The following is a 26,594-nucleotide window of genomic DNA, read 5'->3' as shown; positions in this document are numbered from 1 at the left end:
CGGTGACGGCGGGTTGTTCCCCCGCTCCGCACCCCGCCTCCCCGTGAGGCAGAATCGGCGGCGATGAGCACCTACCGCGACTTCACCGCCCCCATCGGCTCCCGCCGCGCCACAGCGCTCCGCACCGTCGGCACCCGGGAGCGCCGCTCGCACCTGACGGCGCCCCGCGTGCCCACGGTCGGCATCGACATCGGCGGTACGAAGGTGATGGCGGGCGTCGACGCCGACGGCAACATCCTGGAGATGCTCCGCACGGAGACCCCGGACAAGTCCAAGAGCCCCAAGGTCGTCGAGGACACCATCGCCGAGCTGGTCCTGGACCTCTCCGACCGGCACGACGTGCACGCCGTCGGTATCGGCGCGGCCGGCTGGGTGGACGCCGACCGCAACCGGGTGCTGTTCGCCCCCCACCTGTCCTGGCGCAACGAACCACTCCGCGACCGCCTCTCGGGCCGGCTCTCCGTCCCCGTCCTCGTGGACAACGACGCCAACACCGCCGCCTGGGCGGAATGGCGCTTCGGCGCCGGCCGGGGCGAGGACCACCTCGTCATGATCACCCTCGGCACCGGCATCGGCGGCGCGATCCTGGAGGACGGCCAGGTCAAGCGCGGCAAGTACGGCGTCGCCGGCGAGTTCGGCCACATGCAGGTCGTGCCCGGCGGCCACCGCTGCCCGTGCGGCAACCGCGGCTGCTGGGAGCAGTACAGCTCCGGGAACGCCCTGGTCCGCGAGGCCCGCGAGCTGGCCGCCGCCGACTCGCCCGTCGCCTACGGGATCATCGAGCACGTCAAGGGCAGCATCGGCGACATCACCGGTCCGATGATCACCGAGCTGGCCCGCGACGGCGACGCCATGTGCATCGAGCTGCTCCAGGACATCGGCCAGTGGCTCGGCGTCGGCATCGCCAACCTCGCCGCCGCCCTCGACCCCTCCTGCTTCGTGATCGGCGGCGGTGTCTCGGCCGCCGACGACCTGCTGATCGGCCCGGCCCGTGATGCCTTCAAGCGGCACCTCACCGGCCGCGGCTACCGCCCCGAGGCCCGCATCGTCCGCGCCCAGCTCGGCCCCGAGGCCGGCATGGTCGGCGCCGCCGACCTCGCCCGGCTGGTCGCCCGCCGCTTCCGCCGCGCCAAGCGCCGCCGCGTGGAGCGCTACGAGCGGTACGAGCGCTACACGCAGTCGCTCCGCAGTACCCAGGAGACGCCGTGACCACCTCCCTGCCCCACCAGGGATCCTGGCCCGACGAGCCGGACCGCCCGGTCGAGGACCGCCGCCACATGATCCGCCGCAGGGCCCTCACCCTGCTGATCATCGTGCTGCTCATCGGCATCCCGGCCGGCTACCTCGTGATCTCCGCGAACCAGAGCCGCGACAGCGGCAAGGACAAGGAGGCGAAGTACTCGGCGACCGGCCTGACCGAGGGCTGGCCCTCCAAGCTCCAGCGCCGGATCTACCAGGTCCCCGTCCCGCACCCGGCCTGGCACGTGGCGTACTACGAGACCAACAACTGGAAGACCAGCCGCCTCTACACCCAGTTCGAGACCAACGCCGCCGGCCTGGACGCCTACCTGACCGGCCTGGGCGTGACGCGGAAGGACCTGAACAAGGGCGACGTCACCATCGGCGCCCGCGACCGGAAGATCACCGGCTGGAAGTTCGCCACGACCGACTCCTGGTACGGCTTCGTCCACCGGCAGAAGAAGCCGGCCCCCACCCACGACGTGGTCGTGGACCTGTCCAACCCGGCGTACCCCTGGGTGTACGTCGTGGCCCGGACCGTGCCCTAGGGGGCTTCCGGAGCCGAGTGTCAGACCCCGCCCGTAGAGTCGGAGACAACTGATCCGACACGCGGGGCGGGAGGTGGCAGGACGTATGGGACAGACGGCTCCGGCAGCCGAACGGACCAGGGACGCGGCGGTCCCGGTCCGCCTCCCGGCCGTCTTCCTGCCCGCACCCCTCCCGCGCGAGGGACGCATCGCCTTCTGGGACCCCGAGGGCGAACCCCTGCCCGCCGGGGACCCGGAGCACACCGCGGCCACCGAGCTGACCGTCGTGCGACGGCACGGCGCCGCCGGGGTCCGGCGGCGCACCACCCCCGCGCTGACCCTGCCGCTCGACGCGGCCCTGCCGCTCCTCGTGCGCGCCCGGCACGACCCGGCGGCCCACCCCGCCACGGCCTGCTGGGGCGCCGCCGCCCTGCACGCCCTGCGGCTGACCGCCCGCGGCCGGCTGCTCCCCGGCCTCACCCCCACGGGCCACGACGCCTGGCGCGCCGGCCCTCTCGACCCGGACGACATCGGGCACCTGCGCGCCGTTGCCGCCGCCCTGCCCTACGAGGGCCACGCCGTGCCGCTGCCCGGTCCCGGCCCGATCCGGCTGCCCGAACCGGAAGCACTGGTCCGCGCCTTCCTGGACGCCGTCGCCGACACCCTGCCCCGCACCCCGGCCGCGCCCCACACCTCCGGCAGGCCCTTCGCGGCCCGCGAGCCCCAGCACCTGCCCGCCGCCCAGGACTGGGCCGCCGAGGTCGCCGCGGGCATGGACGCCGGCGTGCGGATCTCGCTCCGCCTGGACCTGTCGGCGTACGACCTGTTCGACGACGCCTCCGACGGCCGCGCCCGCGGCGCCGGCGCCGCGATCGTCCAGGTGCACAGCCTCGCCGACCCCACTCTCGTGGCCGACGCGGCGGCCCTGTGGGCGGGGGAGGCCGCCGAGGCCTTCGGGCCCCGCGCACGGGTGGACGCCGCCCTCGCCGTCCGCCGCGCGGCCCGCGTCTGGCCCCCGCTCGACCGGCTCGCCGACCAGGACGTGCCCGACGTGCTGGCCCTGACCGAGGACGAGCTCAGCGACCTGCTCGGGGTCGCGGCGACCCGGCTCGCCGCGGCCGGCGTCGCCGTGCACTGGCCGCGGGACCTCGCGCAGGATCTGTCCGCCGCTGCGGTGGTCCGCCCGGCCCCCGGCTCGGCGACCGACGGCACCGGCTTCTTCGAGAGCGAGGACCTCCTCCGGTTCAGCTGGCAGCTGGCGCTCGGCGGCGACCCTCTCACCGACACCGAGATGGACGCCCTCGCCGAGGCCCACCGCCCGGTCGTCCGGCTGCGCGACCAGTGGGTGCTGGTCGACCCGGCCCTCGTCCGCAAGGCCCGCAAGCGGGACCTCGGCCTGCTCGACCCGGTCGACGCCCTGTCCGTCGCCCTCACCGGCACGGCCGACGTGGACGGCGAGACGGTCGAGGCCGTCCCCCTGGGCGCACTGGCCGCCCTGCGCGACCGCCTGACCGCGGGGATCCGCCCGGCGCAACCGCCCCCGGACCTGCGGGCCACCCTCCGGGACTACCAGCTGCGGGGCCTGGCCTGGCTCGACCTGATGACCACCCTCGGTCTCGGCGGCTGCCTGGCCGACGACATGGGCCTCGGCAAGACCGTCACCCTCATCGCCCTGCACCTCAAGCGGGCCCGCCGTGAGCCGACCCTGGTCGTCTGCCCCGCCTCCCTGCTGGGCAACTGGCAGCGGGAGATCACCCGCTTCGCCCCCGGCGTGCCCGTCCGCCGCTTCCACGGCCCGGACCGCAGCCTCGACGGCCTCGACGGCGGCTTCGTCCTCACCACCTACGGGACCATGCGCTCAGCGGCCCCCGCCCTGGCCGAGCGTGACTGGGGCATGGTCGTGGCCGACGAGGCACAGCACGTCAAGAACCCCTATTCGGCCACCGCCAAGGCGCTGCGCACCATCCCGGCACCCGCACGCGTGGCCCTCACCGGCACGCCCGTCGAGAACAACCTCTCGGAGCTGTGGGCCCTGCTCGACTGGACGACCCCCGGCCTCCTCGGCCCGCTGAAGTCCTTCCGCGCCCGGCACGCGCGCGCCGTGGAGAACGGCGAGGACGAGGAGGCGGTGGAGCGCCTGGCCCGCCTGGTGAGGCCCTTCCTGCTGCGGCGCAAGAAGTCCGACCCGGGCATCGTGCCCGAGCTGCCGCCCAAGACGGAGACCGACCACCCGGTCCCGCTCACCCGTGAACAGGCCGCGCTGTACGAGGCGGTGGTCCGCGAGTCGATGCTCGCCATCGAGACGGCCGAGGGCATGCCCCGCCGCGGCCTGGTGCTGAAGCTCCTCACATCGCTGAAGCAGATCTGCAACCACCCGGCGCTGTTCCTCAAGGAGGAGCACACCCCGGCCGCGGGCGACCGGCTCGCCGCCCGCTCCGGCAAACTCGCCCTCCTCGACGAACTGCTGGACACACTCCTGGCGGAGGACGGGTCCGCCCTCGTCTTCACCCAGTACGTCGGGATGGCCCGCCTCATCACCTCCCACCTGGCCACCCGCGCGGTCCCGGTCGACCTCCTCCACGGCGGTACGCCGGTCCCCGAGCGGGAGCGCATGGTGGACCGCTTCCAGGCCGGTTCGACACCGGTGCTGGTCCTGTCCCTGAAGGCGGCGGGCACCGGACTCAACCTCACCCGCGCGGGTCACGTCGTGCACTTCGACCGCTGGTGGAACCCGGCCGTCGAGGAACAGGCCACCGACCGCGCCTACCGCATCGGCCAGACCCAGCCGGTGCAGGTGCACCGCCTCATCACCGAGGGCACCGTGGAGGACCGCATCGCCGAGATGCTCCAGTCCAAGCGCGCCCTGGCCGACGCGATCCTCGGCTCCGGCGAGTCCTCCCTCACGGAACTGACGGACCGGGAGCTGTCCGACCTGGTGTCCCTGCGGAGGTCGTCATGACCCCCGGCCCGGCCGACGAGGCCCGCCGGGCCCTGCGGGAGGCCCGGGAGCGGGCGGCCCAGGGACCGGACCCGGCATCGTCCCCGGGCGGTGAGCCCGCGGGGCAGGACGTCCCGCGCCCCGGCGACATCGCCCGTGAGGCGCTGCGGAAGGCGGTGTCCGGGCACCGGGGGAGCGGCCGAGGAGACGGGCAGGACCCGGAGGAGGACACCCGGGGAGCCGGGACTGCGCCGGAGCCGTCCGCGCCGGAGCGTTCGCGGGAAGCTGCGGCCGGGCCCGCCCCGGCCGAGGATCGAACCGGGGCGCAGGAGGCCGAGGCGCCTTCGGCCGGTCACCGCGCGGCGGACATCGCGCGGGAGGCGCTGCGCGCGACCCGGGACGACGCGCGGCGCGCCCGGGAGGAGACCGAGCGGGAAGGCGCCCGGCGCAGGCGCAGGGCCCGGCAGAAAGCCGTGGACGAGAGGGCGGCGGCCGCCCGGCGAGCCCGCGACCACGGCGTCGGCGAGGGAGCACCCGACGTACGACGACTGCTGTCGGACGCGTTCCGGATGCCGGATCTGCCGGATGCGCGGGACGTGTCGGACCTCCCTGGGGTGTCCGACAGGTCAGACGCATCGGATGCGCCGGACCTGGCGGAACTGCCGGACGTGCCTGCCGGACCGGAGGAGACGCCCTCCGACCTCGACGAGAGGAACGGTCTGGCGGCGTCAGCCGCGGCCCCCACCCCCGAGACGAGTGCCCCGGCGACTCCGGCCGTGCCCGCGACCGACGCCCCGCAGCCGACGGCCCCGACGGCCCCGGCGGCTCCGATCCCGCCGACCCGCGTCTCCGGGCCCGCCCACTCGGCGTCCCCCGCCATGACCGCCCCCGGCTCCACGGCCTCCCGTACAGCTCCCCGCTCCATGGCGGCCCCCGGCCGGGACGGCGACCTGCGCCGCACCTTCCCGCCCTTCCCGCCCCGGGAGGGCGACCGCTTCGCCGAGAGCTGGTGGGGCAACGCCTGGGTCGGGGCGCTGGAGCAGGGTGCGCTGGACGTGAAGCGGCTGGAGCGCGGGCGGGGGTACGCGGCGCAGGGGCATGTCGACGCCATCACCGTGACGCCCGGACTCGTGCTGGCCTACGTCCAGGGCAGCCGCCCCCGCCCGTACCGCGTCCAGGTTCGCCTGCGCACGCTCGACGACTCCGACTGGGACCGCTTCCTGGACGCGGCCGCCGACCGCCCCGGGCACATCGCCGCGCTGCTCGACAAGGAGATGCCCCACTCCCTCGCGGAATGTGGCGTGCCGCTGCTGCCCGGCCCCGGTGACCTGGAGCCCCGGTGCAGCTGCCCCGACCGCGGTCACCCCTGCAAGCACGCGGCCGCCCTCTGCTACCAGACCGCCCGGCTGCTCGACGCCGACCCCTTCGTCCTGCTCCTGCTGCGCGGCAGAGGCGAACGGGACCTGCTCGACGCGCTGTCCCGACTGAGCGCCACCCGCGCGGCGCGCGCCGCGCGCGACAAGGCCCCGGCGCCCTTGCCGGGCGTGCGGGCCGCGGAGGTCCTCGCGTCGCGCGCCCTCGCGCCCCTTCCTTCACCACTGCCTCCACCCGCGCACCCCGAGCAGCCACCGGCCTACCCGGCGGCCCCCGGCGGCCCGGACCCCTTCGCGCTGGACCAGCTCGCCACGGACGCCGCCGCCCGTGCCCACGCCCTGCTCGGCACCGGCCGTGACCCGGTCGGGCAGCTGACCTTCTGGCAGGACGCGGTCCGTCTGGCCGCCGCACGCCCCGGGGCGGGACTCACCGCCGGCACCCGGTCGCTCTACGCGTCCCTCGCCTCGGCGGCGGGCCGCACCCCGTCCGAGCTGGCCCGGGCGGTCGCCGCCTGGCGTCAGGGAGGGCTGGAGGGCCTCGCCGTACTGGAGGAGCCGTGGGACCCGCCGGCCGGGCGGTTCGACCGGGCCCGCCCCCTCCTGCTCGCCGCCGACCTGCCCGCCTTCCGCCCCTGGCGCAACCACCTCACCCACCCCCGGGGCCACCTCCAGCTCCGCCTCGGCCGCGACGGCCTCTGGTACGCCTACGAGTCCGAGCCGGACCGTGACGACTGGTGGCCGCGCGGCACCCCCGACCTGGACCCGGTCGGCGCCCTCACCGGCCTGGGTCTGCCGAGCGATCTCTGACGACACCCCAAGGTGCTCCCCGGGGAACAGCCCCGGCGATATCCGGGAGCCGGATGCGAGGATCCGGGGGACCCGTGTCGGCGGTGCCGGAACCGGCGGTCAGCGTGGAGCGGTGAGTGAGACCGCGACCCCTGCCCTCCAGTACCGAAAACTCCCCGCGACGCCCCAGGTGTGCGAAAGCGTGCGGGGCTGTATTGCACTTCGAGTGAATCAATATCTGTGGCCGAGAGATCAGATTTTGACGGACCACTCAGTGGGAGTTTTTGCCGCGAAGAGCAAGTGGAATTATCCGACACGCACGTTCTGTTCCGGCGTGCTACTGTCGGTCTCAGTTGCAGTTGTGGTTCCCGAACTTCAAGTGTCCCCACCAGGCTTCTGCCGGTCGGGAGCGCTCTTGTATTTCCGGTCATTTCCGGGAGGGGTAATCATCGCGGCGACACGGCGTTCGCACAGTGCGGATGGCGCTGCACTGCCCCAAAGGAGATATGACATGGCTGCTGGTACCGTGAAGTGGTTCAACGCCGAAAAGGGCTTCGGCTTCATCGAGCAGGACGGTGGCGGCGCCGACGTGTTCGCCCACTACTCGAACATCGCGGCGCAGGGCTTCCGTGAGTTGCTCGAAGGCCAGAAGGTGAACTTCGACATCGCGCAGGGCCAGAAGGGCCCGACGGCTGAGAACATCGTTCCCGCCTGACGCTCACGCACCATCTGTAGCTGGGGCCCGCATCCTTCGGGGTGCGGGCCCCAGCTGCACGCATCTCCCGCAGCGGTTTCATCCGCGGGACGACTCGGAGGAATCCGCAGGCCCACCACACGCGGCTCCTCCTTCAGAGACGCGCGGGCTCCCTGAAGAGCCGCACCGCAGCCGAGGCCCGGGTTCTACATCCCATCGCGTCGCTCATTATGTCACCTGTGCCCCATAGATTTCCGCCGGCCAGATCTGCTCTCTTTTGCAACCGGTCCATACTTGTAATTCTCCATGCCGCTCATCGCTCCGGGAATTCCTTGATATGTGCCACATCGAGGAAGGTTCCGCATGAACCGCACGTACACGACGACCGCTCCGCCCGCACCAGACGCAGCCCCGCCCGGCGGACGCCACGCCCCTTCGACGGGTAAGACAGCGGCCCGGGGCATCTTCGCCCTCTGTCGCTGAACTGTCTCATCCCTGGTCGGACCGTTCTCCCCCTTCTCTCTGTGAGGCCACATGCGTTGCGTCATCGCCCGCTTCCCCTTCGAGCTCACCAAGGGCGGCGTGCTGGAATCGATGAAGGGCATCAAGCCCGAACCGGTCACCGGCGAATCGGTGATCATCGGCCGTCGTCACTACCCCGTCAAGCAGGTCGGCCAGGTCATCACCCGCCAGGACCGCCGTGACTTCAGCGCCGCAGAAGTCCTGCGGGCCATGACTCAGCTCGGCTTCACCTGCCGTGCCGTCCCCAAGGCCGCGCCCCTGGGCATTCTCAGCCCGATGCAGCATGCCTCCTCGATGCTCGGCGCCCCCGTATCCGTCTGACCGGGGAAACAGGCACGAGCGACACCTGAACAACAATGTGGGCCCTGCCGGTGTGCCGGTCGGGCCCACACTGCGTGCGGCCGGTTCCCGTCGCCGTCGTTCAGTGGTCGGAATAGCTGAAGTCGCCCATGGTCCAGGCGCTGACCTCCTCGATCGCAACCCGGTACATCCCGCCCGTCTCCGGGATCCCCACCGTGCCCTGCAGGATCCGGGCGACATGGAGGTGCAGGTGGGTGGGCGGTCCGTCCTTTTTCACGGGGGCGTCGAAGACGGCGGTGAACTCGCCCAAGCGGGCGGAATCCCTCAGCACATCCGACACCCGCCGCCTCCACATCGATTCGGGAGCCAGGCGGCCGGTGATGACAGCGCCGCCGGTGACGACGGTCAGGGACATCTGATTGCTCTGCGCGGACTCCACCATGGCGGCGACGTCAACGAGCAGCTCGTCAGGCTTCGACATGAAGCGGACTATATTCGCCGGCCGTCCGGCTGCTTGAGCGGTGCCGCCACTGGGCAAGGCAGGCGCTCACGGTCCTGCCGCTGGAGGCCCGGCGGGCGACCGCCGTGGCATGGGGCGAGCGGGTGACCATGGGCCAGCCCAAGTCCCCCGGCGCCGCCGTTCAGGTCAGGGGTGACCTATGCGCGGCACACGGCCGGCTGCGGTCGTGAACGACGACCTCGATGGCGTCGGGGTGCGCGGTCGGTGCCAGTGTGCAGCGGGCCCCCGCCGTGGCGCAGGGCATTGGTGACGAGCTCGGTCACGAACAAGACCACCGGGTCCGCTGGATCAGGGGCCACGGTGAGAGTGGCCGCGGGACGAGGAAGCGGAGCCTCGTCAAGGCACGGAGGCGGCAGCAGGAGCGTCAACCGGTGGTGTTCTTCACGGGACGCAGTGCTGGCCGGTGCGGGCCGACGGTAGCCGCGGCGCATCGGCGACGCCACGCCCAGCCCGACGTGCTGCGCGGCGGTGGGGCACGCGAGCGCCGGACTGAGCCTCGGAGCTGCTCGAACCACCCATGGGCCGGTCGAGGCGGAATACCTAACCTTCGATCGCGCGGAAATCTATGCCAGCCAGAGTAGACATTCGGCGGCCGTGCGGTTACGGTTTCTCTCGTAGCCGAGATCAAGCAAGGCCCGGCAGACATGAACTGCCGGGCAGCAGTACGCAGTTGAAGTTCGCAGGGCGGTGCGGTGGTGGAGTTCCGAAGCCAGAGCGGTTGCAGGACGGCGACGGGGCTGACGACCGGACCGGGTGGCCCGCAGTGATCAGGGGCCGCCACGAGCAGTACGGCACAGTGAGTAGTTGATCAAGAGGGAAGAACGGAGGAGCCGAGCGCCATCAGGATCGCCCGGGCGGACGTCTTGGGCCCGGGTACCGCAGGACATCGATAGTGAGGTGGTCTCCGGTCGAGCAACCGCGATCCCCGCGCCCCCGACAGCATCTCGGTCGGGTCCGCGGAAACAGAGGGCCGGTGCAGTATCAGGGCCCGCAGATGGTGTAGTAGTTCCTTCGGGGCCCTGGTGCCAGTACGGCGCCAGGGCCCCTCCACGCGTTCCGCAGAGAGGTGCAATGACAGCAGACGACACGTTCGGCCGTCTCGATGACGACGACTACCCCGCCTACACCATGGGCCGAGCCGCCGAACTGCTCGGCACGACACAGGGCTTCCTCCGTGCCATCGGCGAACACCGCCTCATCACCCCACTCCGCTCCGCAGGCGGCCATCGCCGCTACTCCCGCTACCAGCTGCGCATCGCCGCCCGCGCCCGGGAACTCGTCGACCACGGGACCCCCGTCGAGGCCGCCTGCCGGATCGTCATCCTCGAAGACCAGCTCGAGGAAGCCCAGCGCCTCAACGCCGAATATCGCCGTGCCGCCGAATCAGCGAACCCGACGGCAGCAGCATGAGATGAGCGTGCCGGTCAGCGTCGACGGGGCACCGCACGCGTCGGTCTCGGTGTGCGGTGTGAGCATTTCCTATGGTCACGCGGTGTGTGGGCGTGCAGCGTTTGCGTCAGCTGTCTTTGCCCGACCTCAATGCCCACGGGCCGCGACCGGCCGGCGAGCGTGCCGCCGGGCTGTGGCTCAGGCGTCGATGATGACGGGGATGATGAGGGGCTTGCGGCGGTGGGTGCGGAACGCCCAGTTGGCCACGGCGCGGGCGACGAGTTGTTCGAGCTGGTGGGCGTCGCCGACGCCTTCGTCGGCGGCGGTGGCCAGTGTCTTCTCGATGACGGGGATGACCGGCTCGAAGGTGGTGTCGTCGTGGACGAAGCCGCGGGCCAGGAAGTCGGGGGGCTCGGCGAGGGCGCCGGTGTCCGCGTCGACGATCGCCACGACCGTGACCACGCCTTCGGCGGCGAGGGTGAGGCGGTCCTTGAGGGACGCTTCGGTGGCGCCGCCGACTTCCATGCCGTCCACGTAGACGTTGCCGGCGGGGACCTTGCCGGTGATGGACGCGCGCCCGTCGACGAGGTCGACGACGACGCCGTCCTCGGCGATGACGACCCGGTCGGGGTCGACGCCGGTGCGGATGGCGAGGTCGCCGTTGGCCCGCAGGTGGCGCCATTCGCCGTGCACGGGCATGACGTTGCGGGGTTTGACGATGTTGTAGCAGTAGACGAGTTCGCCGGCGCTGGCGTGGCCGGAGACGTGCACCTTGGCGTTGCCCTTGTGGACCACGTGGGCGCCCCACCGGGTGAGTCCGTTGATCACCCGGTAGATGGCGTTCTCGTTGCCGGGGATGAGGGAGCTGGCGAGCAGGACGGTGTCGCCCTTGCCGATGCGGATCATGTGGTCGCGGTTGGCCATCCGTGACAGCGCGGCCATCGGTTCGCCCTGGGAGCCGGTGCACACCAGAGTGATCTTGTGGTCGGGGAGCTTTTCCAGCTCCTTCGTGCTCACGACCAGACCGGAGGGGACCTTCAGATAGCCCAGGTCACGGGCGATGCCCATGTTGCGGACCATGGACCTGCCGACGAAGGCGACCTTGCGGCCGTGCTCGTGTGCGGCGTCCAGAACCTGCTGGATGCGGTGCACGTGGCTGGCGAAGCTGGAGACGATGACCCGGCGCGGCGCGGTGCGCATCACCTGCTCGATCGCCGGGTTCAGCTCACGCTCGGAGGTGGTGAAGCCGGGGACCTCGGCGTTGGTGGAGTCGGTGAGGAACAGGTCCACGCCCTCTTCGCCGAGGCGGGCGAAGGCGCGCAGATCGGTGATGCGGTCGTCGAGGGGGAACTGGTCCATCTTGAAGTCGCCGGTGTGCAGCACCATCCCGGCCCGGGTGCGGATCGCGACCGCGAGGCTGTCGGGGATGGAGTGGTTGACCGCCACGAACTCGCAGTCGAAGGGCCCGAAACCGCGCCGGTCGCCCTCGCGCACCCGCACCGTGCGCGGCCGGATGCCGTGCTCCTTGAGCTTGGCCTCCAGGAACGCCAACGTCAGCTTGGAGCCCACGACGGGAATGTCGGACCGCTCGCGCAGCAGGTAGGGCACACCGCCGATGTGGTCCTCGTGGCCGTGGGTGAGCACCACGGCCACGATGTCGTCCAGCCGGTCCCGGATCGAGGTGAAGTCCGGCAGGATGACGTCCACGCCGGGCTGGGTCTCCTCGGGGAACAGCACGCCGCAGTCGACGATGAGCAGTTTGCCGGCGTGCTCGAAGACGGTCATGTTGCGGCCGATCTCACCCAGGCCGCCCAGGGCGACGACCCGCAGCCCTCCTGCGGGAAGGGGCGGGGCGGCTTTCAGCTCGGGGTGCGGATGACTCATACCCTGACGGTACCCGCAGAGCGGGACGGCATGATCCATTGCCTGTGTGATCTGGTCGGCGGCTCCCGCTTCTACGGTGGCGCCCTGTACGCGACGAGCCTTCCCCACAAGGTCCGGGCTCGAGCGATATGCCGCCCGCGAGGTCTTCAACCTGTCAGGACGGTATCCGCCAAACCCCCGCTATAGGGGCGTCCGTGATACGTGAGAGGGTCTGAGGCGTGAGTGAGACACCGTCGAACACCCTGCAATACCGCTTTGACGGGCCAGAAGAGGCTCCGGTCCTGATCCTGGGCCCGTCCCTGGGTACCACATGGCACATGTGGGACCGCCAGATCCCCGAGCTGACCAAGCAGTGGCGCGTCTTCCGGTTCGACCTGCCCGGCCACGGCGGCGCCCCCGCGTACCCGGCGGGATCGGTGAGTGAGCTCGCAACGCGGCTGCTGGCCACCCTCGAAGGGCTCGGCGTGCAGCGCTTCGGCTACGCGGGCTGCGCGCTCGGCGGGGCCGTCGGCATCGAGCTGGCCCTGCGCCACCCGGAACGGCTCGCCTCGCTCGCCCTGATCGCCGCCTCACCCCGCTTCGGCACGGCCGACGAGTTCCGGCAGCGGGGCGTGATCGTCCGCACGAACGGCCTCGACCCGATCGCCCGCAGCGCACCCGAGCGCTGGTTCACCGGCGGGTTCGCCGCCGCGCAGCCCGCGATCACCGAGTGGGCCGTGCAGATGGTGCGCACCACCGACCCCGGCTGCTACATCGCCTCCTGCGAGGCGCTCGCCTCGTTCGACGTGCGCCCCGAGCTCGGGCGGGTCGGCGTACCGACCCTGGTCCTGGTCGGATCGGACGACCAGGTCACCGGCCCCGCCGAGGCCCGCACGCTGGTCGCCGGCATCCCGGACGCCCGCCTCGCCGTCGTCCCCGGCGCCTCCCACCTGGTCCCGGTGGAGCAGCCCGGGGCGGTCACCGACCTGCTGGTGCGGCACTTCTCCACCGCCTGGCAGCCCGTCTTCGAGACGTCCACCGGCCAGAACGCCCTGCCCGCGGCCGCCCTCAAGCCGGTCCTGTCCCCCGCCCCGCCGCAGCCCCCGCAGACGGGGCCCGTCGCGGAGATCGCCCCGCTCGCCGTACCGCCGCAGGCCCAGGGCCGGCCCGACCCGTACGACGCCGGGATCAAGGTCCGCCGCGAAGTGCTGGGCGACGCGCACGTGGACCGGGCGCTCGCCCAGGCCGACGAGTTCTCCGGGGACTTCCAGGAGTTCATCACCCGCTACGCCTGGGGCGAGATCTGGGACCGCCCCGGCCTCGACCGGCGCACCCGCAGCTGCGTCACCCTCACCGCCCTGGTCGCCGGTGGGCACCTGGACGAGCTGGCCTTCCACACCAGAGCCGCCCTGCGCAACGGCCTCACCCCGGGGGAGATCAAGGAAGTGCTGCTCCAGGCGGCCGTCTACTGCGGCGTCCCGGCCGCGAACAGTGCGTTCAAGGTGGCCCAGCAGGTCATCCGCGAGGAGACCACGCCCCAGGAGTGAGTCCGCGCGAAGGGCGCGGAGGCAGGATGGACTCATGAAGCTCACGAAGAAGTCGCACGCCTGCGTCCGGCTGGAGAAGGACGGCCGGACCCTCGTCCTCGACCCCGGTGCCTTCACCGAGGAGGACGCCGCGCTCGGCGCGGACGCGATCCTCGTCACCCACGAGCACCCCGACCACTTCGACGAGTCCCGGCTGCGGGCCGCGATGGAGGGCAACCCGGCCGCCGAGATCTGGACCCTGCGGTCGGTCGCGGAGAAGATCTCCGCCGCCTTCCCCGGCCGCGTCCACACCGTCGGCCACGGCGACACCTTCTCCGCCGCCGGCTTCGACGTCCAGGTCCACGGCGAACTCCACGCGGTGATCCACCCGGACATCCCGCGCATCACCAACGTCGGCTACCTCGTCGACGGCGGCAAGGTCTTCCACCCCGGCGACGCCCTCACCGTCCCCGGCCACCCGGTGGAGACGCTGATGCTCCCCGTCATGGCCCCCTGGAGCAAGATCTCCGAGGTCATCGACTACGTCCGCGAGGTGAAGCCGCAGCGCGCCTACGACATCCACGACGCCCTCCTCACCGACCTGGCCCGGCCGATCTACGACCGCCAGATCGGGCAGCTCGGCGGCGCGCAGCACCTGCGGCTGACGCCGGGGGAGTCCGCCGAGGTCTGAGGCCGCGAAGGGACCGGACCGCGTTGTCGGACCCGCCGGGTAGGTTGTGGGGCATGCGCATCGCGACCTGGAACGTGAACTCGATCACCGCCCGCCTGCCGAGGCTCCTGGCCTGGCTGGAGAGCAGCGGCACGGACGTGCTGTGCCTCCAGGAGGCCAAGGTCGCCGAGGAGCAGTTCCCCTCGGAGCAACTGCGCGAGCTGGGCTACGAGTCGGCGGTCCACGCGACCGGCCGGTGGAACGGCGTGGCGGTGCTCTCCCGCGTCGGCATCGAGGACGTCGTCAAGGGCCTGCCGGGCGACCCCGGCTTCGACGGCTCGGTGGAGCCCCGCGCCATCTCGGCGACCTGCGGCCCGCTCCGCGTCTGGTCGGTCTACGTGCCGAACGGCCGGGAGGTCGACCACCCGCACTACGCCTACAAGCTCCAGTGGTTCGAGGCCCTGAAGGCCGCCGTCGCCGGTGACGCGGCGGGCAGTCGCCCCTTCGCGGTGATGGGCGACTACAACGTGGCGCCGACGGACGACGACGTCTTCGACCCCGCCTTCTTCGAGGGCTCCACCCACGTCACCCCCGCCGAGCGCGCCGCCCTGGCCTCCCTGCGCGAGGCGGGCCTGTCCGACGTGGTCCCGCGGCCCCTGAAGTACGACCAGCCGTTCACGTACTGGGACTACCGCCAGCTCGCCTTCCCGAAGAACCGCGGCATGCGCATCGACCTGGTGTACGCCAACGCGCCCTTCGCGAAGGCGGTCAGCGACGCGTACGTGGACCGCGAGGAGCGCAAGGGCAAGGGCGCCTCGGACCACGCCCCCGTGGTCGTGGACCTGGAGGTCTGAGGGGCTTTCTAGGGCCGCAGCAGCCCCAGGTCGACCGAGTCCGCCAGGGCGGCCAGGCCCGCGTCGCCCGGATGCAGACGGTCCCCGCTGTCGTACACGGGGAGCATCCGGGCGGGCCGCTGCGGATCTCGGACCACCGCGTCGAAGTCGAGCACGCCGTCGAAGGCCTCGCCGCCGCGGAGCCACTCGTTCACCGCGACCCGCTCGGCGTCGACGGTGGCGGTGCACCGCGCCTCGCCCTCGCAGGGCAGGATCGTCGCCGCGAGCATCCTCAGTCCCCGGGCGTGCCCGCGGGCCGCCAGCTCGCGCAGCCCGGCGATCACGCGCTCCGCCGGCGTGCCCCACCGCAGATCGTTGACGCCCTCGAAGACGACGGCCGTACGCGCCGACGGCTGGGCGAGGACGTCCCGGTCGAAGCGGTGCAGGGCGCTCACCCCGGCCGTGTCCGTGGACACCCCGTCGCCCGGGTACCGGTCGGTGACCACGCGGTTGCCCGAGATTCCGAGGTTCAGCACGCCGTAGCGCGGGACGGTGCTCTGCTTCAGGAGCCGGCCGGCCAGGACGTTCGGCCAGCGCCGGTTCGCGTCCACCGTGGACTTGTCGCCGTCGGTGATCGAGTCCCCGAGCAGCACCAGGGAGCCGGGGCCGCCGCTCACGTCGACCCCGGCGAGCAGCGGCCAGCGGGTGATCATCGAGGTGTAGGCCCCGGCGGCGGTGTCGGCCGTGTGATCGCCGGGCTCGCTGACGTACGAGCGCTGCTGGGCGAGCCCGTGCACGGGCGCGGCCGTCACCGCCTTGGGCAGATGGAAGCTCACCAGCAGATTGGCGTCCGCCGGTACGGAGAAGCCGAGCGGATCGCTGTACGCCTGGCCCCCGGCCGGGATCGTCACGCCCGCCGCACCGCGGAACGACAGCGCCACCGGGGTGCCCCGCGAGGCCGCGCCCGATGCCTGCACCGCGACCGTCGCGCTCCCGATCCGCACCGGAGTGGCCGCGAAGGTGTTGTCGAACCGCATCCGCACCCGGGGCCCGCCGGCGGACGTGTGCACGACCAGCCGCAGCGTCCGGTCCGTCCAGGGGCCCACGGCGGCGTAGCCTCCCGTGGCGGTCGTCCAGCTGCCCGTCCAGCCCTGTGTGGCGGTCCGCACCGACACCGCGAAGACGTGCAGCCCGGCGGCGCTCGGCAGCCGGACCGAGCTCACCGCACGCCCCGGCACCAGCGGCACCGTCACGACGTACAAGCGGGCCGACAGGTCGAGTTGGCCGCCGGGTGTGTTGATGTGCGGCAGGGCCACCGCCTTGGTCGCGAGCGGCCCGGTGCGCCAGTCGGGTGCGGCCAGCCGGTACCCGGAACGCGTGCCGTTCGCGTACGTGACCGTGCCCGGGCCGCCCACCTCCGTGCCGGCGGTGCCCGCCACCAGGAAGGCCAGGGCATCCCCGCGCCCCGTGACCCGGACGTCCTGCCCGGCGGCGCGGACGTTGTCCGGCTCGCCGGGCCCGCGCTTCGGCCAGGTCAGCCGGGCGCCCTGCACGGTGAGCGCGCGGCCGGGCGTCCAGCCGGCGGCGGTGAGGTCTCGCGCCGACAGAGAGGCGCCGGAGCCGTCGAAGTCGGCCTCCCGGGGCCGGCTGTCGTCGCTGACGGCCACGTTGTCGAACAGCCGCTCCAGCGGCACCGGCGCCGCCCGCCCCCGCTCGGCGGCCTGCGCCGACACCGCCGGCACCAGCGACCCGCACAGGGTCAGGACGACCAGGATCCCCCGGACACATCGGCGCACGGCCGACTCCTCCCGCTCATCGACACACGACGCGACAGACGAAACGCTGAGACGAAAACAGAAGAGACAACGACAGCCGGGACACAAGACGCACGGTGAAGTTAGGGAGACGGGAGTGACCCGTCAACGCGCGCTGCGTGAACTCGGCCTGAACTCGACCGGGATCGGCGGACCCGCGCGCCCTGTGGTGCGTACGGCGGTACGAATGACACGCTGGGAGTATGAACATCCCTTTCCTGGGCAACCGGCGCCAGAAGGTCGGGTTCCCCGACCCCGCAGGCATCGCGGAACTCCTCGCCGAGTGCGAACTGCTCCGCTCCCAGGCGTACCGGGAGGGCGTCCGGCTGGACGACTCGGCCGCCTCCCTGGAGGCGCTCGACCAGCTCGTGCCGCGCTGGCGGGACGACGAGGAGACGCTGCCCTGGCTCGGCAACGACGCCGGCCTCTACCTCGGCACCGTCATCGTGCGCACGGTGCCGGGAGCCGCCTGGGAGATCCGCTCCGACGGGCAACCGGTCGTGCGGCTGGTCTCCGGCCGGGAGTTCGACGTGGTGGACTCCGGGCACGAGTGGGCGGTGAACGGGGTCCCCGAGCTGTCGCAGCTGTACGCCGAAGTCGCGGAGTCGTGAGCCCCATGGCCGCAACCTTTGGCCCAAAGTCCGACGTAAATACGGCTAATGATCGAAAAGTGCGTGTCGCCCGACAAGTTCGATCTTGCCTGGATACGTTGCGGCAACCACCACACAGCTGAGAGTGAGTAGGGCTGAGCATGGCCGTCGAGCCGCTGATCGAGCTGCGTGACGTCAACAAGCACTTCGGGGATCTGCATGTCCTGCAGGACATCAACCTCACCGTCGCCCGGGGGGAGGTGGTCGTGGTCATCGGCCCGTCGGGGTCGGGAAAGTCCACCCTGTGCCGGGCGATCAACCGGCTGGAGACCATCGAGTCCGGGGAGATCGTCCTCGACGGGCAGCCGCTGCCGGCGGAGGGCAAGCCCCTGGCCCGGCTGCGCGCCGACGTCGGGATGGTCTTCCAGGCGTTCAACCTCTTCGCCCACAAGACCGTCCTGCAGAACCTCTCCCTGGGGCAGGTCAAGGTCCGCGGGCGCAAGAAGGAGGACGCCGACAAGCGCTCCCGTGAACTCCTCGACCGGGTCGGCGTCGCCGACCAGGCGGACAAGTACCCGGCGCAGCTCTCCGGAGGTCAGCAGCAGCGCGTGGCCATCGCCCGCGCCCTGGCCATGGAGCCCAAGGCGATGCTCTTCGACGAGCCGACCTCGGCCCTCGACCCGGAGATGATCAACGAGGTGCTGGAGGTCATGAAACAACTGGCCCGCGACGGCATGACCATGATCGTCGTCACTCACGAGATGGGCTTCGCCCGCTCGGCCGCCAACCGCGTCGTCTTCATGTCCGACGGCCGGATCGTCGAGGACCGCACCCCCGACGAGTTCTTCACCAACCCGAGCAGTGACCGCGCCAAGGACTTCCTCTCCAAGATCCTCAAGCACTGAACGGGCGGGCACCGGACGGCTCATCGCATCGGACCTCGACTACGATGTGCTCTTCATCCCTGTCGGAGAGGGGGACTTCGCCGAAGACCGCCGATCCCGCCAGGGGTGAGCAGACCGCCCGCCCGGTCCGCGGGGCACTTCCCACCGGGTGCGGCCCCCGCGGCCCGAAGGCCACGGGGGCGGCGGTTCACATCGGCCAGGCCCGTCCGGCGGCAGCCGGAGATCACTGCTCGCGCAGCGGAACCGACACGTACGACGGGTCGTTCGCCGGTGAGGAGAAGGTCAGCTGCGCGCCGGACGGGTTGTGCTCGATGTAGAGCGGGTCGACCGTGTCGACGACCAGGGCGAGGCGATGCCCGGCCGGGACGTCATAGGCCGTGGAGTACAGCTCCAGGTCGACGCCGAACGGCTTTCCGGGGGTGCGCCCGTGGAAGGTGTACGGCGCGTGGGTGACCAGCTTGCCGAGGCCGAGCGGCCCCACGTCGTACAGGTAGGCGACGAGGGTGCCGCTCTCCTTGGTCGGGGTGAGGGTCGTGTGCAACCTCGTCGTCCCGCGCACCCGTTGGGCCGTGGCGTACTTCTCCGACTGCCAGACGGCGGCCCAGCGGCGGGGGAGCAGCGGGATCGAGGCCGTCGGCGGCAGCTGGGCCACCTGGTCGAGGATGCTGGACAGGAAGACGACACCGCCGTCGGCGCCCGAATTCACGTTGGCGCGGATCGTCTTCGAGCCGGCGAGGGCGATCTTCCGGTCGGTCGCGCCGGCCGACTTCCAGTCGGGGTAGCCCTCGTAGCCGCCGGAGGAACGGGACTTGAGCTGGACGGGCTGCTCGCGGTCGATGCCGTTGTCCTCGCCCCTGAGGTAGTGGTCGAACCAGCGCGTCGTGTCCTTCCACACGTCGTTGGGCAGCCCGAACAGGCCGGTCAGTTCGGCCGTGGCGTGGTCGCCGGGCCGCATCTCCAGCCGCTTCGGGCCGGTCAGCTTCTCGTAGAAGTCGGCGTACTGGTTGGGCGGGAAGACGCTGTCGCCCCAGGCGTTGGCGAGCATGATCGCCGCGCCGTTCTCGTTGATCCGGTCGACGTAGGTCGCAGCGGAACGTTTCTTCCCCCAGGCGATGAGCTCCGGTTCCTTCGCCAGGTTGGAGCCGTAGAAGTCGTTGAAGGTCTGCCGGAGTTCCGCGCTCTGGCGGCCCGTCACCACGCTCGCGCCGTCCAGCAGGGCGGCGGCCTGGAGGTGCTGGGTGCGCCCGGCGTAGATCGAGTCGATCAGGTCGGCCCAGCCGCTGAGGGAGGCGACCGCCCTGACCCGCTTGTCGTGCGCGGCGGTGAGCAGGCTGATGCCCGCGCCGTAGGAGACGCCCGCCATGCCGATGCGCCCGGCATCCGCGGGGGTGTGGGCGAGCGCCCAGTCGATGACCTTCGACGCGTCGGCGATGTCGGGTGGCCCCGCCACTTCTATCTCGCCGCCCGACTGCCAGAATCCGCGCACGTTGTACGTGACCACGACGTACCCGGAGTCGGCGAGTTTCTGCGCCTGGGCCAGGTACTCGACCTGGGGCAGCCCCCAGCTCGTGGGCATGACGAGCAGCGGATGGTCGGCGCCGCGGGCGCCGGCCGGGGTCACGACGTTGGCCTTGAGGACGGTGCCGCCGTCGCCGGCGATGTCGACGAAGCGGACGGGGTTCGGCGCGGCCTGGGCGGTGGGGGCGAATCCGAGGGCGGTACCGGCGACCAGGGTCGCCGAGACGGCGCCTGCGGCGGTGGTGCGCAAGGCCTTGCGGTGGGGTCCCACGGGTCACTCCTCACTCGTGTCAGTGCAAAGTGACCGAACGGTAACCTCAGCGCCTTACCAGGGGTAACCCGTCGGTAAGTTACGTGCCAGTAACGATTGTTGAGCGGTGGAGGACCTCAGGAGGCGCGGTGTGCATTGCGTGGAACCGTCGCCGCGGCGGGCAGCGCGGTCTGCGCCGCCCGCGTCACGTCCTCGACCAGTTCGACGACGTCCGGGCCGTACGCCTGGGAGTTGATCACCTTGAGCAGCAGGACGAAGGAGCTGTTGCCGTACTTGCGGGTCAGCTTCTCGTGGTTGCGGGCGAGGTAGCGGGTGGTGGCCTGGTTGGTGATCGACGTCTGGCCGCAGAAGAGGAAGACCGGCCGGGTGTTCTGGCTGCGGTCCGCGGTGAGCCGGGCGAGCAGCGCGTACTCCTCCCTGCCGTTGTCCACGCGGTAGCGCTCGGTGCCGACCTGGAACGCGCCCCGGTCCGGGCCCGGTTCGGCGTCGACGTTCACCCGCACGCCCGGCAGCAGGGAGGACAGGTGGGCCGCCATCCGGCGGTTGGACGCCGGGCCGCCCACGCAGAACTCGGTGCGCTCCCCGAAACCCTGGCGTGCGGTGTCGTGCGGAAGTATCTGGGCGTGGGCGTTGCAGTCCTTGATCAGCGCGGCGAGTTCGAGCAGCGCGAACACGTCGTAGCGCATCACCGCGAACTCGGGCCCGGTGGCGCCCCGGTTCACCACCAGCAGGGACTCGGAGTTGTCGGGCAGCCCGAAGAACACCTGCTTCCTGCGCAGCTTGCGCCTCCACAGGTAGGTGCGGGCCACCCAGCCGAGCGCGGCACTGATGCCCGCCGCGACCACACCCAGAACGATGTTGCGCACGTCGTCATTCATGGGCGCGCATGGTAGCGGGCCCGACGCACCGGTGTTCGACGCCTGACTGACGCGGCCATGGCGATGAATTAAGCTGCGCGGACGGCCTTTGACTGGAGGTGCGGATGCGTCGCCCTGTCGCACGGAATCTGACGGTCCTGGCGGTTTCGGCCGCCGTGGTGGTGTCGGTGGGAGCGGCGGCGCCGCCACCCGCCGCGCAGAGCCCCGGCGGTGAGAAATCCCCGCTGGCCGTCGGCTACGGGGGCGCCGTCTCGAGTGTCGACCCGGACGCTTCCGCCGCCGGCATCGAGGTCCTGAGGAAGGGCGGCAACGCCGTCGACGCGGCCGTCGCCACGGCCGCCGCGCTCGGCGTCACCGAGCCCTACTCCGCCGGCATCGGCGGGGGCGGCTACTTCGTGTACTACGACGCCAAGTCCCGCACGGTACGCACCATCGACGGCCGCGAGACCGCCCCGCTGACCGCGGACAAGAACCTCTTCGTCGAGAACGGCAAACCCCTCGCCTTCGCCGACGCCGTCAGCAGCGGCCTGAGCGTCGGCACCCCGGGCACGCCCGCCACCTGGCAGACAGCGCTCGACCGGTGGGGCAGCAAGCGGCTCTCCAGCGTGCTGAAGCCGGCCGAGCGGATCGCCCGCGACGGCTTCACGGTCGATGAGACGTTCCGGTCCCAGACGGCGTCCAACGAGGCCCGCTTCCGCTACTTCCCGGACACCGCCGACCTGTTCCTGCCGGGCGGACAGCTCCCGGTCGTCGGCTCCACCTTCAAGAACCCCGACCTCGCCCGTACCTACGCGGAGCTGGGACGCGAGGGCGTCGACGCGCTCTACCACGGCCGGCTCGGCCGTGACGTCGTCGACACGGTCAACAAGCCGCCGGTGGACCCCGGCTCCGGCTGGAACGCCCGGCCCGGCGACCTGTCCGCGAAGGATCTGGCCGCCTACCGCACCAAGGTCCAGGCGCCCACCAGGACCTCGTACCGGGGCCTCGGCGTCTACTCCATGGCGCCGTCCTCCTCCGGAGGCACCACGGTCGGGGAGGCGCTCAACATCCTGGAGCGGACCGACCTGTCGAAGGCGGGCAAGGCCCGCTATCTGCACCGCTTCATCGAGGCCAGCCGGATCGCGTTCGCGGACCGGGGGCGGTGGGTCGGCGACCCCGCCTTCGAGGACGTGCCGACGAAGGAACTGCTCTCGCAGCGGTTCGCCGACTCGCGCGAGTGCCTCATCGAGGACGACGCGGTGCTCACGAGTCCGGTTGCGCCCGGCGATCCGCGTCATCCGCAGCGGTGCGATTCCGGCGGCACCGCGGCTCCCACGACGTACGAGGGTGACAGCACCACACACCTGACGGTGGCCGACAAGTGGGGGAACGTCGTCGCCTACACCCTCACCATCGAGCAGACCGGCGGCAGCGGCATCACCGTGCCGGGGCGGGGATTCATCCTCAACAACGAGCTGACGGACTTCTCCTTCACCCCGGCGAACCCGGCCGTGCACGACCCGAACCTGCCGGGGCCGGGCAAGCGGCCGCGGTCGTCGATGTCGCCGACGATCGTGCTGGACCGGCACCACCAGCCCGTGGTGGCGCTGGGGTCACCGGGCGGCGCGACGATCATCACGACCGTGCTGCAGACGCTCACCGGGTTCGTCGACCGGGGGCTGCCGCTGGTCGACGCGATCGCGGCGCCCCGGGCGAGTCAGCGGAACGCCGCGCAGACCGAGCTGGAGCCCGGTTTCGACAGTGATGTCAGGAAGCAGCTGGAGGCGATCGGGCACTCCTTCAAGGCGAACCCGGAGATCGGTGCTGCTACGGGTGTTCAGCGGCTGCCCGGTGGGAAGTGGTTGGCAGCCGCCGAGACCGTGCGGCGGGGTGGGGGGTCGGCGATGGTGGTGCGGCCTGTGCGTTGACGCCGTGTGCGGGTGCGTGGGGGCTGGTCGCGCAGTTCCCTGCGCCCCTAATGGGGCGCTGCAGGACTCTGCGTCTGGAACATGAGTTTCCCGTCCTCCACGTCCACCGTCACCCCGCCGCCTTCGTCCACCCGGCCGTCCAGCAACAGCCGTGACAGTTCGTTGTCCACCTCGCGCTGGATGGTGCGGCGCAGGGGGCGGGCGCCGTACTCCGGCTGGTAGCCGCGGTCGGCCAGCCACTGAACCGCCCGGTCGGTGAAGGTCACCGTGATGCCCTTGTGCTTCACCAGGGACCGGGTGCGGTCCAGCAGGAGATTGGTGATCCGGCGCAGCTGCTCCGTGGTGAGCTGGCGGAAGACGACGATCTCGTCGATGCGGTTGAGGAACTCGGGGCGGAAGTGCTCGCGCAGCGGGCGCAGGATCTGCTCGCGGCGGGCCTCCTCGTCCGCGTCGGCGCCGCCCGCGGCGAAGCCCGTCTGGGCGCCCCGGCGGGTGATCGCCTCGGAGCCCAGGTTGCTCGTCATCACGATGACGGTGTTGCTGAAGTCCACCGTGCGGCCCTGGGAATCGGTCAGCCGGCCGTCGTCGAGGACCTGGAGCAGAATGTTGAAGACGTCCGGGTGGGCCTTCTCCACCTCGTCAAGGAGCAGCAGCGAGTACGGGTGGCGGCGCACGACCTCGGTCAGCTGGCCCGCCTCCTCGTGGCCGACGTAGCCGGGCGGGGCGCCGATCAGCCGACTGACGGTGTGGCGCTCCTGGTACTCGCTCATGTCGAGCCGGACCATGCGGTCCTCGCTGCCGAACAGCGCCTCGGCGAGCGCCCGGGCCAGTTCGGTCTTGCCGACGCCCGTCGGGCCGAGGAACAGGAAGCTGCCGATCGGCCGGTCGGGGGCGGCCAGCCCGGCGCGGGAGCGCAGCACCGCGTCCGAGACGACCCGCACGGCCTCGTCCTGGCCGACCACCCGCTGGTGCAGATGCTCCTCCAGGCCCAGCAGGCGGTCCTTCTCCTCCTGGGTGAGGCTGGCGACCGGGATGCCGGTCTGCCGGGACACCACCTCGGCGATCGACTCGGCCCCGACGACCAGGTCCTGGCCCTCGTCGACCTCGCTGTCGCCGCCGGCCTCGGTGATCCGCTGCTTCAGTTCCACGATCCGGTCGCGCAGCTGGGTGGCCTGCTCGTACTGCTCGTCCGCGACGGCCTGGTCCTTGTCGCGGGTGAGCTGCTCCAGCTCCCGCTCCAGGGCCCGTACGTCCGTGCCCTTGGTCCGGGCCCGCAGCCGCACCCGGGCGCCGGCCTGGTCGATGAGGTCGATGGCCTTGTCGGGCAGGCGGCGGTCGGTGAGGTAGCGGTCGGAGAGCTCCACGGCCGCGACCAGGGCCTCGTCGGTGTAACGGACCTGGTGGTGGGCCTCGTAGCGGTCCTGGAGGCCGCGCAGGATCTCGATGGCGTCCGCGGCGGTCGGCTCCGGCACCATGATCGGCTGGAAGCGGCGGGCCAGCGCCGCGTCCTTCTCGATCCGGCGGTACTCCTCCAGCGTGGTGGCGCCCACGATGTGCAGCTCGCCCCGGGCGAGGGCCGGCTTGAGGATGTTGCCGGCGTCCATCGAGCTGCCGTCGCCGCCGCCGGAACCGGCGCCCACGACCGTGTGCAGCTCGTCGATGAAGATGATCAACTGGTCGGAGTGGGCGCGGATCTCGCCCACGATGTTGTTCATCCGCTCCTCGAAGTCGCCCCGGTAGCGGGTGCCCGCGACCACGCCCGTGAGGTCCAGGGCGACCACGCGGCGCCCGATGAGCACGTCGGGCACGTCCGCCTCGGAGATGCGCTGCGCCAGCCCCTCCACGATGGCCGTCTTGCCGACCCCCGCGTCACCGATCAGCACCGGGTTGTTCTTGCCGCGCCGGGACAGGACCTCGACGGTCTGCTCGATCTCCTGGTCCCGGCCGATCACCGGGTCGATGCGGCCCTGGCGGGCCAGCTCGGTGAGGTCGCGGCCGTACTTGTCGAGGGTCGGTGTGTTCGTCGGGCGCGGGCGCTCGGACTGCGGGACCTCGGGTGCCTCGGGCGGTTCCGAGGGGGCGAAGCGGGCCGCGTTCAGAATGTGCCCGGCGGCCGAGTCGGGGTTCGACGCCAGGGCGCTGAGCACGTGCTCCGGGCCGATGTAGCCGTAGCCGCGGGCCCGGGCCATGTCGTGCGCGTCCAGCAGGGCCCGCTTGGCGGCCGGGGTGAGGGACAGCGCGGTCGGCGGCGGGGCGTCGTCCGGGGTGTGCTGGGCCGGGCCCGAGCGGTCGTCGATCTGCGACGCCAGCGAGTCGGGGTTCGCACCGGCCTTGCTGAGCAGGGTGCGGGTGGGCTCGGTGGAGAGCGCCGCCCGCAGCAGATGCTGGGTGTCGAGGTCCCGGCTGCCGTGCTCGGCGGCGTACTGGGCGGCGCCGCGGACGAGCTCCCGGGCCGGCTGGCTGAGCAGCCGCCCGAGATCGATCTGCCGGGGACCGGGACGCGGTCCGCCGAAGAACCGTGCGAGGAATTCTCCGAAGGGATCCGAGCCGTAGCCCTCCGGGCTGGTGAAGCCGCTGCTCATGGGCCTTCCGTTCCCGGCGTCCCCGGCGCGCGGGCGGGGGACGCCCTCGCTGGTCGACGTGCCGGGGTCGGGTAACCCGGGTGGCAGCCGGTTACACCTGGGGCGCGCTCGTAGAACACCTTCGCACGATCGTCGGCGAGGGGCACCTTTGGGATGTATCCGGGTAATTCCGGCGGGTGTCAGCGTGCGGTCAGGATCCTCGGCCCCGAGTCCGTGATCGCCACCGTGTGCTCCGCGTGGGCCGCGCGGGAGCCGTCGTTCGTCTTCAGGGTCCAGCCGTCGGGAGCCGCATGGAAGTCGTCCGTGCCGCCCGCGACGACCATGGGTTCGATCGCCAGCACCATGCCGTGCCGCAGCCGCATGCCGCGCCCGGGGCGGCCCTCGTTCGGCACCCCGGGATCCTCGTGCATGCGGCGGCCGATGCCGTGGCCGCCGAAGCCGTCCGGGATGCCGTAACCGGCGCCCCGGCACACCGTGCCGATCGCGTGGGCGATGTCTCCGATGCGGTTGCCGACGACGGCCGCCCCGATGCCGGCCGCGAGGGCCCGCTCCGCGGTCTCGATCAGGCGGAGGTCCGCCTCGCGCGGGGTGCCGACGGTGAAGCTGAGCGCGGAGTCGCCGACCCAGCCGCCCAGTTCGGCGCCGAAGTCGATCGAGACGAGGTCGCCGTCGCGCAGGCGGTAGCGGGTCGGGATGCCGTGCACGATCGCGTCGTTGACCGAGACGCACAGGACGGCGGGGAAGGGGGTCGGTGCGAAGGAGGGGCGGTACCCCAGGAAGGGTGAGGTCGCGCCCGCCTCGCGCAGGACGCCGTGGGCCACCTCGTCCAGTTCCAGCAGGGAGACGCCCACGGCGGCGGCCTCCCGGGCGGCCGTCAGGGCCCGGGCGACGACCTGGCCCGCCTCGTACATCGCGTCGATAGAAGTGTCCGTCTTCAGCTCCACCATGC

The 26,594-nt window shown here is 71.9% G+C and carries 20 protein-coding genes; 13 read left to right on the top strand and 7 right to left on the bottom strand.

The features are described from left to right. The first annotated feature begins 63 nt into the window (after positions 1-63). The 6 genes from HNR57_RS03450 to HNR57_RS03425 all read left to right on the top strand — a co-directional run bounded on the left by HNR57_RS03450 (position 64) and on the right by HNR57_RS03425 (position 8,400). Positions 64-1,209, top strand: coding sequence for an ROK family glucokinase (locus HNR57_RS03450; protein WP_184555643.1), 1,146 nt, complete (start codon positions 64-66; stop codon positions 1,207-1,209). Next, entirely contained in the window at positions 1,206-1,787 is a 582-nt protein-coding gene (locus tag HNR57_RS03445) for a sugar kinase (protein ID WP_184555631.1), read from the top strand. The genes HNR57_RS03450 and HNR57_RS03445 overlap by 4 nt, the downstream gene beginning before the upstream one ends. Before the next feature lie 85 nt (positions 1,788-1,872). Continuing rightward, the gene (locus HNR57_RS03440; protein WP_184555628.1) at positions 1,873-4,725 is read left to right on the top strand and encodes an SCO1167/SCO6262 family helicase; all 2,853 of its coding nucleotides are present in this window, start codon (positions 1,873-1,875) and stop codon (positions 4,723-4,725) included. Then, complete coding sequence (locus HNR57_RS03435) at positions 4,722-6,884, top strand: SWIM zinc finger family protein (protein ID WP_184555625.1); 2,163 nt, start codon at positions 4,722-4,724, stop codon at positions 6,882-6,884. The genes HNR57_RS03440 and HNR57_RS03435 overlap by 4 nt, the downstream gene beginning before the upstream one ends. Positions 6,885-7,374: 490 nt before the next feature. Next, complete coding sequence (locus tag HNR57_RS03430; protein ID WP_003973099.1) at positions 7,375-7,578, top strand: cold-shock protein; 204 nt, start codon at positions 7,375-7,377, stop codon at positions 7,576-7,578. A 513-nt stretch (positions 7,579-8,091) separates the two neighbouring features. Beyond that, on the top strand, positions 8,092-8,400 hold the full coding sequence (locus HNR57_RS03425) for an SCO5918 family protein (protein WP_184555622.1): 309 nt from the start codon (positions 8,092-8,094) through the stop codon (positions 8,398-8,400). A 100-nt stretch (positions 8,401-8,500) separates the two neighbouring features. On the opposite strand, the gene HNR57_RS03420 is transcribed toward HNR57_RS03425, so the two are convergent. Further along, complete coding sequence (locus HNR57_RS03420) at positions 8,501-8,860, bottom strand: GvpU-like protein (protein ID WP_184555619.1); 360 nt, start codon at positions 8,858-8,860, stop codon at positions 8,501-8,503. Between the two features lie 1,110 nt (positions 8,861-9,970). Here HNR57_RS03420 and HNR57_RS03415 point away from each other — a divergent pair. After that, positions 9,971-10,309, top strand: coding sequence for a MerR family transcriptional regulator (locus HNR57_RS03415; protein WP_184555616.1), 339 nt, complete (start codon positions 9,971-9,973; stop codon positions 10,307-10,309). 177 nt (positions 10,310-10,486) lie between these two features. Here the strand turns inward: HNR57_RS03415 and HNR57_RS03410 are convergent, their stop codons facing one another. Continuing rightward, complete coding sequence (locus HNR57_RS03410; RefSeq protein WP_184555613.1) at positions 10,487-12,172, bottom strand: ribonuclease J; 1,686 nt, start codon at positions 12,170-12,172, stop codon at positions 10,487-10,489. Positions 12,173-12,390: 218 nt separating this feature from the next. Here HNR57_RS03410 and pcaDC point away from each other — a divergent pair, with 218 nt between their 5' ends. From pcaDC to HNR57_RS03395, 3 genes are read left to right on the top strand one after another with little or no spacing between them, the layout of a single operon-like run. Beyond that, complete coding sequence (gene pcaDC, locus HNR57_RS03405) at positions 12,391-13,698, top strand: bifunctional 3-oxoadipate enol-lactonase/4-carboxymuconolactone decarboxylase PcaDC (RefSeq protein ID WP_184555609.1); 1,308 nt, start codon at positions 12,391-12,393, stop codon at positions 13,696-13,698. A gap of 34 nt (positions 13,699-13,732) precedes the next feature. Continuing rightward, positions 13,733-14,368, top strand: a complete 636-nt coding sequence (locus tag HNR57_RS03400) for an MBL fold metallo-hydrolase (RefSeq protein ID WP_184555606.1) — start codon at positions 13,733-13,735, stop codon at positions 14,366-14,368. Between the two features lie 53 nt (positions 14,369-14,421). Next, entirely contained in the window at positions 14,422-15,201 is a 780-nt protein-coding gene (locus HNR57_RS03395; RefSeq protein ID WP_184555603.1) for an exodeoxyribonuclease III, read from the top strand. Between the two features lie 8 nt (positions 15,202-15,209). On the opposite strand, the gene HNR57_RS03390 is transcribed toward HNR57_RS03395, so the two are convergent. Then, positions 15,210-16,976 (bottom strand): SGNH/GDSL hydrolase family protein, encoded by a 1,767-nt coding sequence (locus HNR57_RS03390; RefSeq protein WP_184555600.1) that lies wholly within the window; start codon positions 16,974-16,976, stop codon positions 15,210-15,212. Between the two features lie 221 nt (positions 16,977-17,197). Here HNR57_RS03390 and HNR57_RS03385 point away from each other — a divergent pair, with 221 nt between their 5' ends. Together HNR57_RS03385 and HNR57_RS03380 are read left to right on the top strand one after the other, a co-directional pair. Continuing rightward, positions 17,198-17,605 (top strand): DUF6278 family protein, encoded by a 408-nt coding sequence (locus HNR57_RS03385; protein WP_062930051.1) that lies wholly within the window; start codon positions 17,198-17,200, stop codon positions 17,603-17,605. Between the two features lie 140 nt (positions 17,606-17,745). Then, positions 17,746-18,489 carry an amino acid ABC transporter ATP-binding protein gene (locus HNR57_RS03380; protein ID WP_184555597.1) on the top strand — a complete coding sequence of 248 codons (744 nt, stop codon included), beginning with the start codon at positions 17,746-17,748 and terminating at the stop codon, positions 18,487-18,489. 223 nt (positions 18,490-18,712) lie between these two features. On the opposite strand, the gene HNR57_RS03375 is transcribed toward HNR57_RS03380, so the two are convergent. Beyond that, positions 18,713-20,278, bottom strand: a complete 1,566-nt coding sequence (locus HNR57_RS03375) for a CocE/NonD family hydrolase (protein ID WP_184555594.1) — start codon at positions 20,276-20,278, stop codon at positions 18,713-18,715. A gap of 116 nt (positions 20,279-20,394) precedes the next feature. Continuing rightward, positions 20,395-21,156, bottom strand: coding sequence for a hypothetical protein (locus HNR57_RS03370; RefSeq protein WP_184555591.1), 762 nt, complete (start codon positions 21,154-21,156; stop codon positions 20,395-20,397). Between the two features lie 104 nt (positions 21,157-21,260). On the opposite strand from HNR57_RS03370, the gene ggt reads away from it, so the two are divergent. Then, positions 21,261-23,063 carry a gamma-glutamyltransferase gene (gene ggt / locus HNR57_RS03365; RefSeq protein WP_184555588.1) on the top strand — a complete coding sequence of 601 codons (1,803 nt, stop codon included), beginning with the start codon at positions 21,261-21,263 and terminating at the stop codon, positions 23,061-23,063. Between the two features lie 47 nt (positions 23,064-23,110). On the opposite strand, the gene HNR57_RS03360 is transcribed toward ggt, so the two are convergent. Continuing rightward, positions 23,111-25,645: an ATP-dependent Clp protease ATP-binding subunit gene (locus HNR57_RS03360; protein ID WP_184555585.1), complete on the bottom strand. Its 2,535-nt coding sequence runs from the start codon at positions 25,643-25,645 to the stop codon at positions 23,111-23,113. A 179-nt stretch (positions 25,646-25,824) separates the two neighbouring features. Beyond that, positions 25,825-26,592 carry a type I methionyl aminopeptidase gene (gene map, locus HNR57_RS03355; RefSeq protein WP_184555582.1) on the bottom strand — a complete coding sequence of 256 codons (768 nt, stop codon included), beginning with the start codon at positions 26,590-26,592 and terminating at the stop codon, positions 25,825-25,827. Positions 26,593-26,594: the final 2 nt, after the last annotated feature.

The organism is Streptomyces paradoxus (genome assembly GCF_014202475.1).
Taxonomy (GTDB): domain Bacteria; phylum Actinomycetota; class Actinomycetes; order Streptomycetales; family Streptomycetaceae; genus Streptomyces; species Streptomyces paradoxus.
Note: the sequence above shows the minus strand (reverse complement) of the source record. Positions and strands in the feature narration are given on the sequence as shown.

What these genes read in the sequence shown, in the direction of transcription:
- HNR57_RS03450 (WP_184555643.1), top strand. Translation starts at nt 64, where the DNA reads ATGAGCACCTACCGCGACTTCACCGCCCCCATCGGCTCCCGCCGCGCC.
- HNR57_RS03440 (WP_184555628.1), top strand. Translation starts at nt 1,873, where the DNA reads ATGGGACAGACGGCTCCGGCAGCCGAACGGACCAGGGACGCGGCGGTC.
- HNR57_RS03435 (WP_184555625.1), top strand. Translation starts at nt 4,722, where the DNA reads ATGACCCCCGGCCCGGCCGACGAGGCCCGCCGGGCCCTGCGGGAGGCC.
- HNR57_RS03430 (WP_003973099.1), top strand. Translation starts at nt 7,375, where the DNA reads ATGGCTGCTGGTACCGTGAAGTGGTTCAACGCCGAAAAGGGCTTCGGC.
- HNR57_RS03425 (WP_184555622.1), top strand. Translation starts at nt 8,092, where the DNA reads ATGCGTTGCGTCATCGCCCGCTTCCCCTTCGAGCTCACCAAGGGCGGC.
- HNR57_RS03420 (WP_184555619.1), bottom strand. Translation starts at nt 8,860, where the DNA reads ATGTCGAAGCCTGACGAGCTGCTCGTTGACGTCGCCGCCATGGTGGAG.
- HNR57_RS03415 (WP_184555616.1), top strand. Translation starts at nt 9,971, where the DNA reads ATGACAGCAGACGACACGTTCGGCCGTCTCGATGACGACGACTACCCC.
- HNR57_RS03410 (WP_184555613.1), bottom strand. Translation starts at nt 12,172, where the DNA reads ATGAGTCATCCGCACCCCGAGCTGAAAGCCGCCCCGCCCCTTCCCGCA.
- HNR57_RS03400 (WP_184555606.1), top strand. Translation starts at nt 13,733, where the DNA reads ATGAAGCTCACGAAGAAGTCGCACGCCTGCGTCCGGCTGGAGAAGGAC.
- HNR57_RS03395 (WP_184555603.1), top strand. Translation starts at nt 14,422, where the DNA reads ATGCGCATCGCGACCTGGAACGTGAACTCGATCACCGCCCGCCTGCCG.
- HNR57_RS03385 (WP_062930051.1), top strand. Translation starts at nt 17,198, where the DNA reads ATGAACATCCCTTTCCTGGGCAACCGGCGCCAGAAGGTCGGGTTCCCC.
- HNR57_RS03380 (WP_184555597.1), top strand. Translation starts at nt 17,746, where the DNA reads ATGGCCGTCGAGCCGCTGATCGAGCTGCGTGACGTCAACAAGCACTTC.
- HNR57_RS03370 (WP_184555591.1), bottom strand. Translation starts at nt 21,156, where the DNA reads ATGAATGACGACGTGCGCAACATCGTTCTGGGTGTGGTCGCGGCGGGC.
- ggt (WP_184555588.1), top strand. Translation starts at nt 21,261, where the DNA reads ATGCGTCGCCCTGTCGCACGGAATCTGACGGTCCTGGCGGTTTCGGCC.
- HNR57_RS03360 (WP_184555585.1), bottom strand. Translation starts at nt 25,645, where the DNA reads ATGAGCAGCGGCTTCACCAGCCCGGAGGGCTACGGCTCGGATCCCTTC.
- map (WP_184555582.1), bottom strand. Translation starts at nt 26,592, where the DNA reads ATGGTGGAGCTGAAGACGGACACTTCTATCGACGCGATGTACGAGGCG.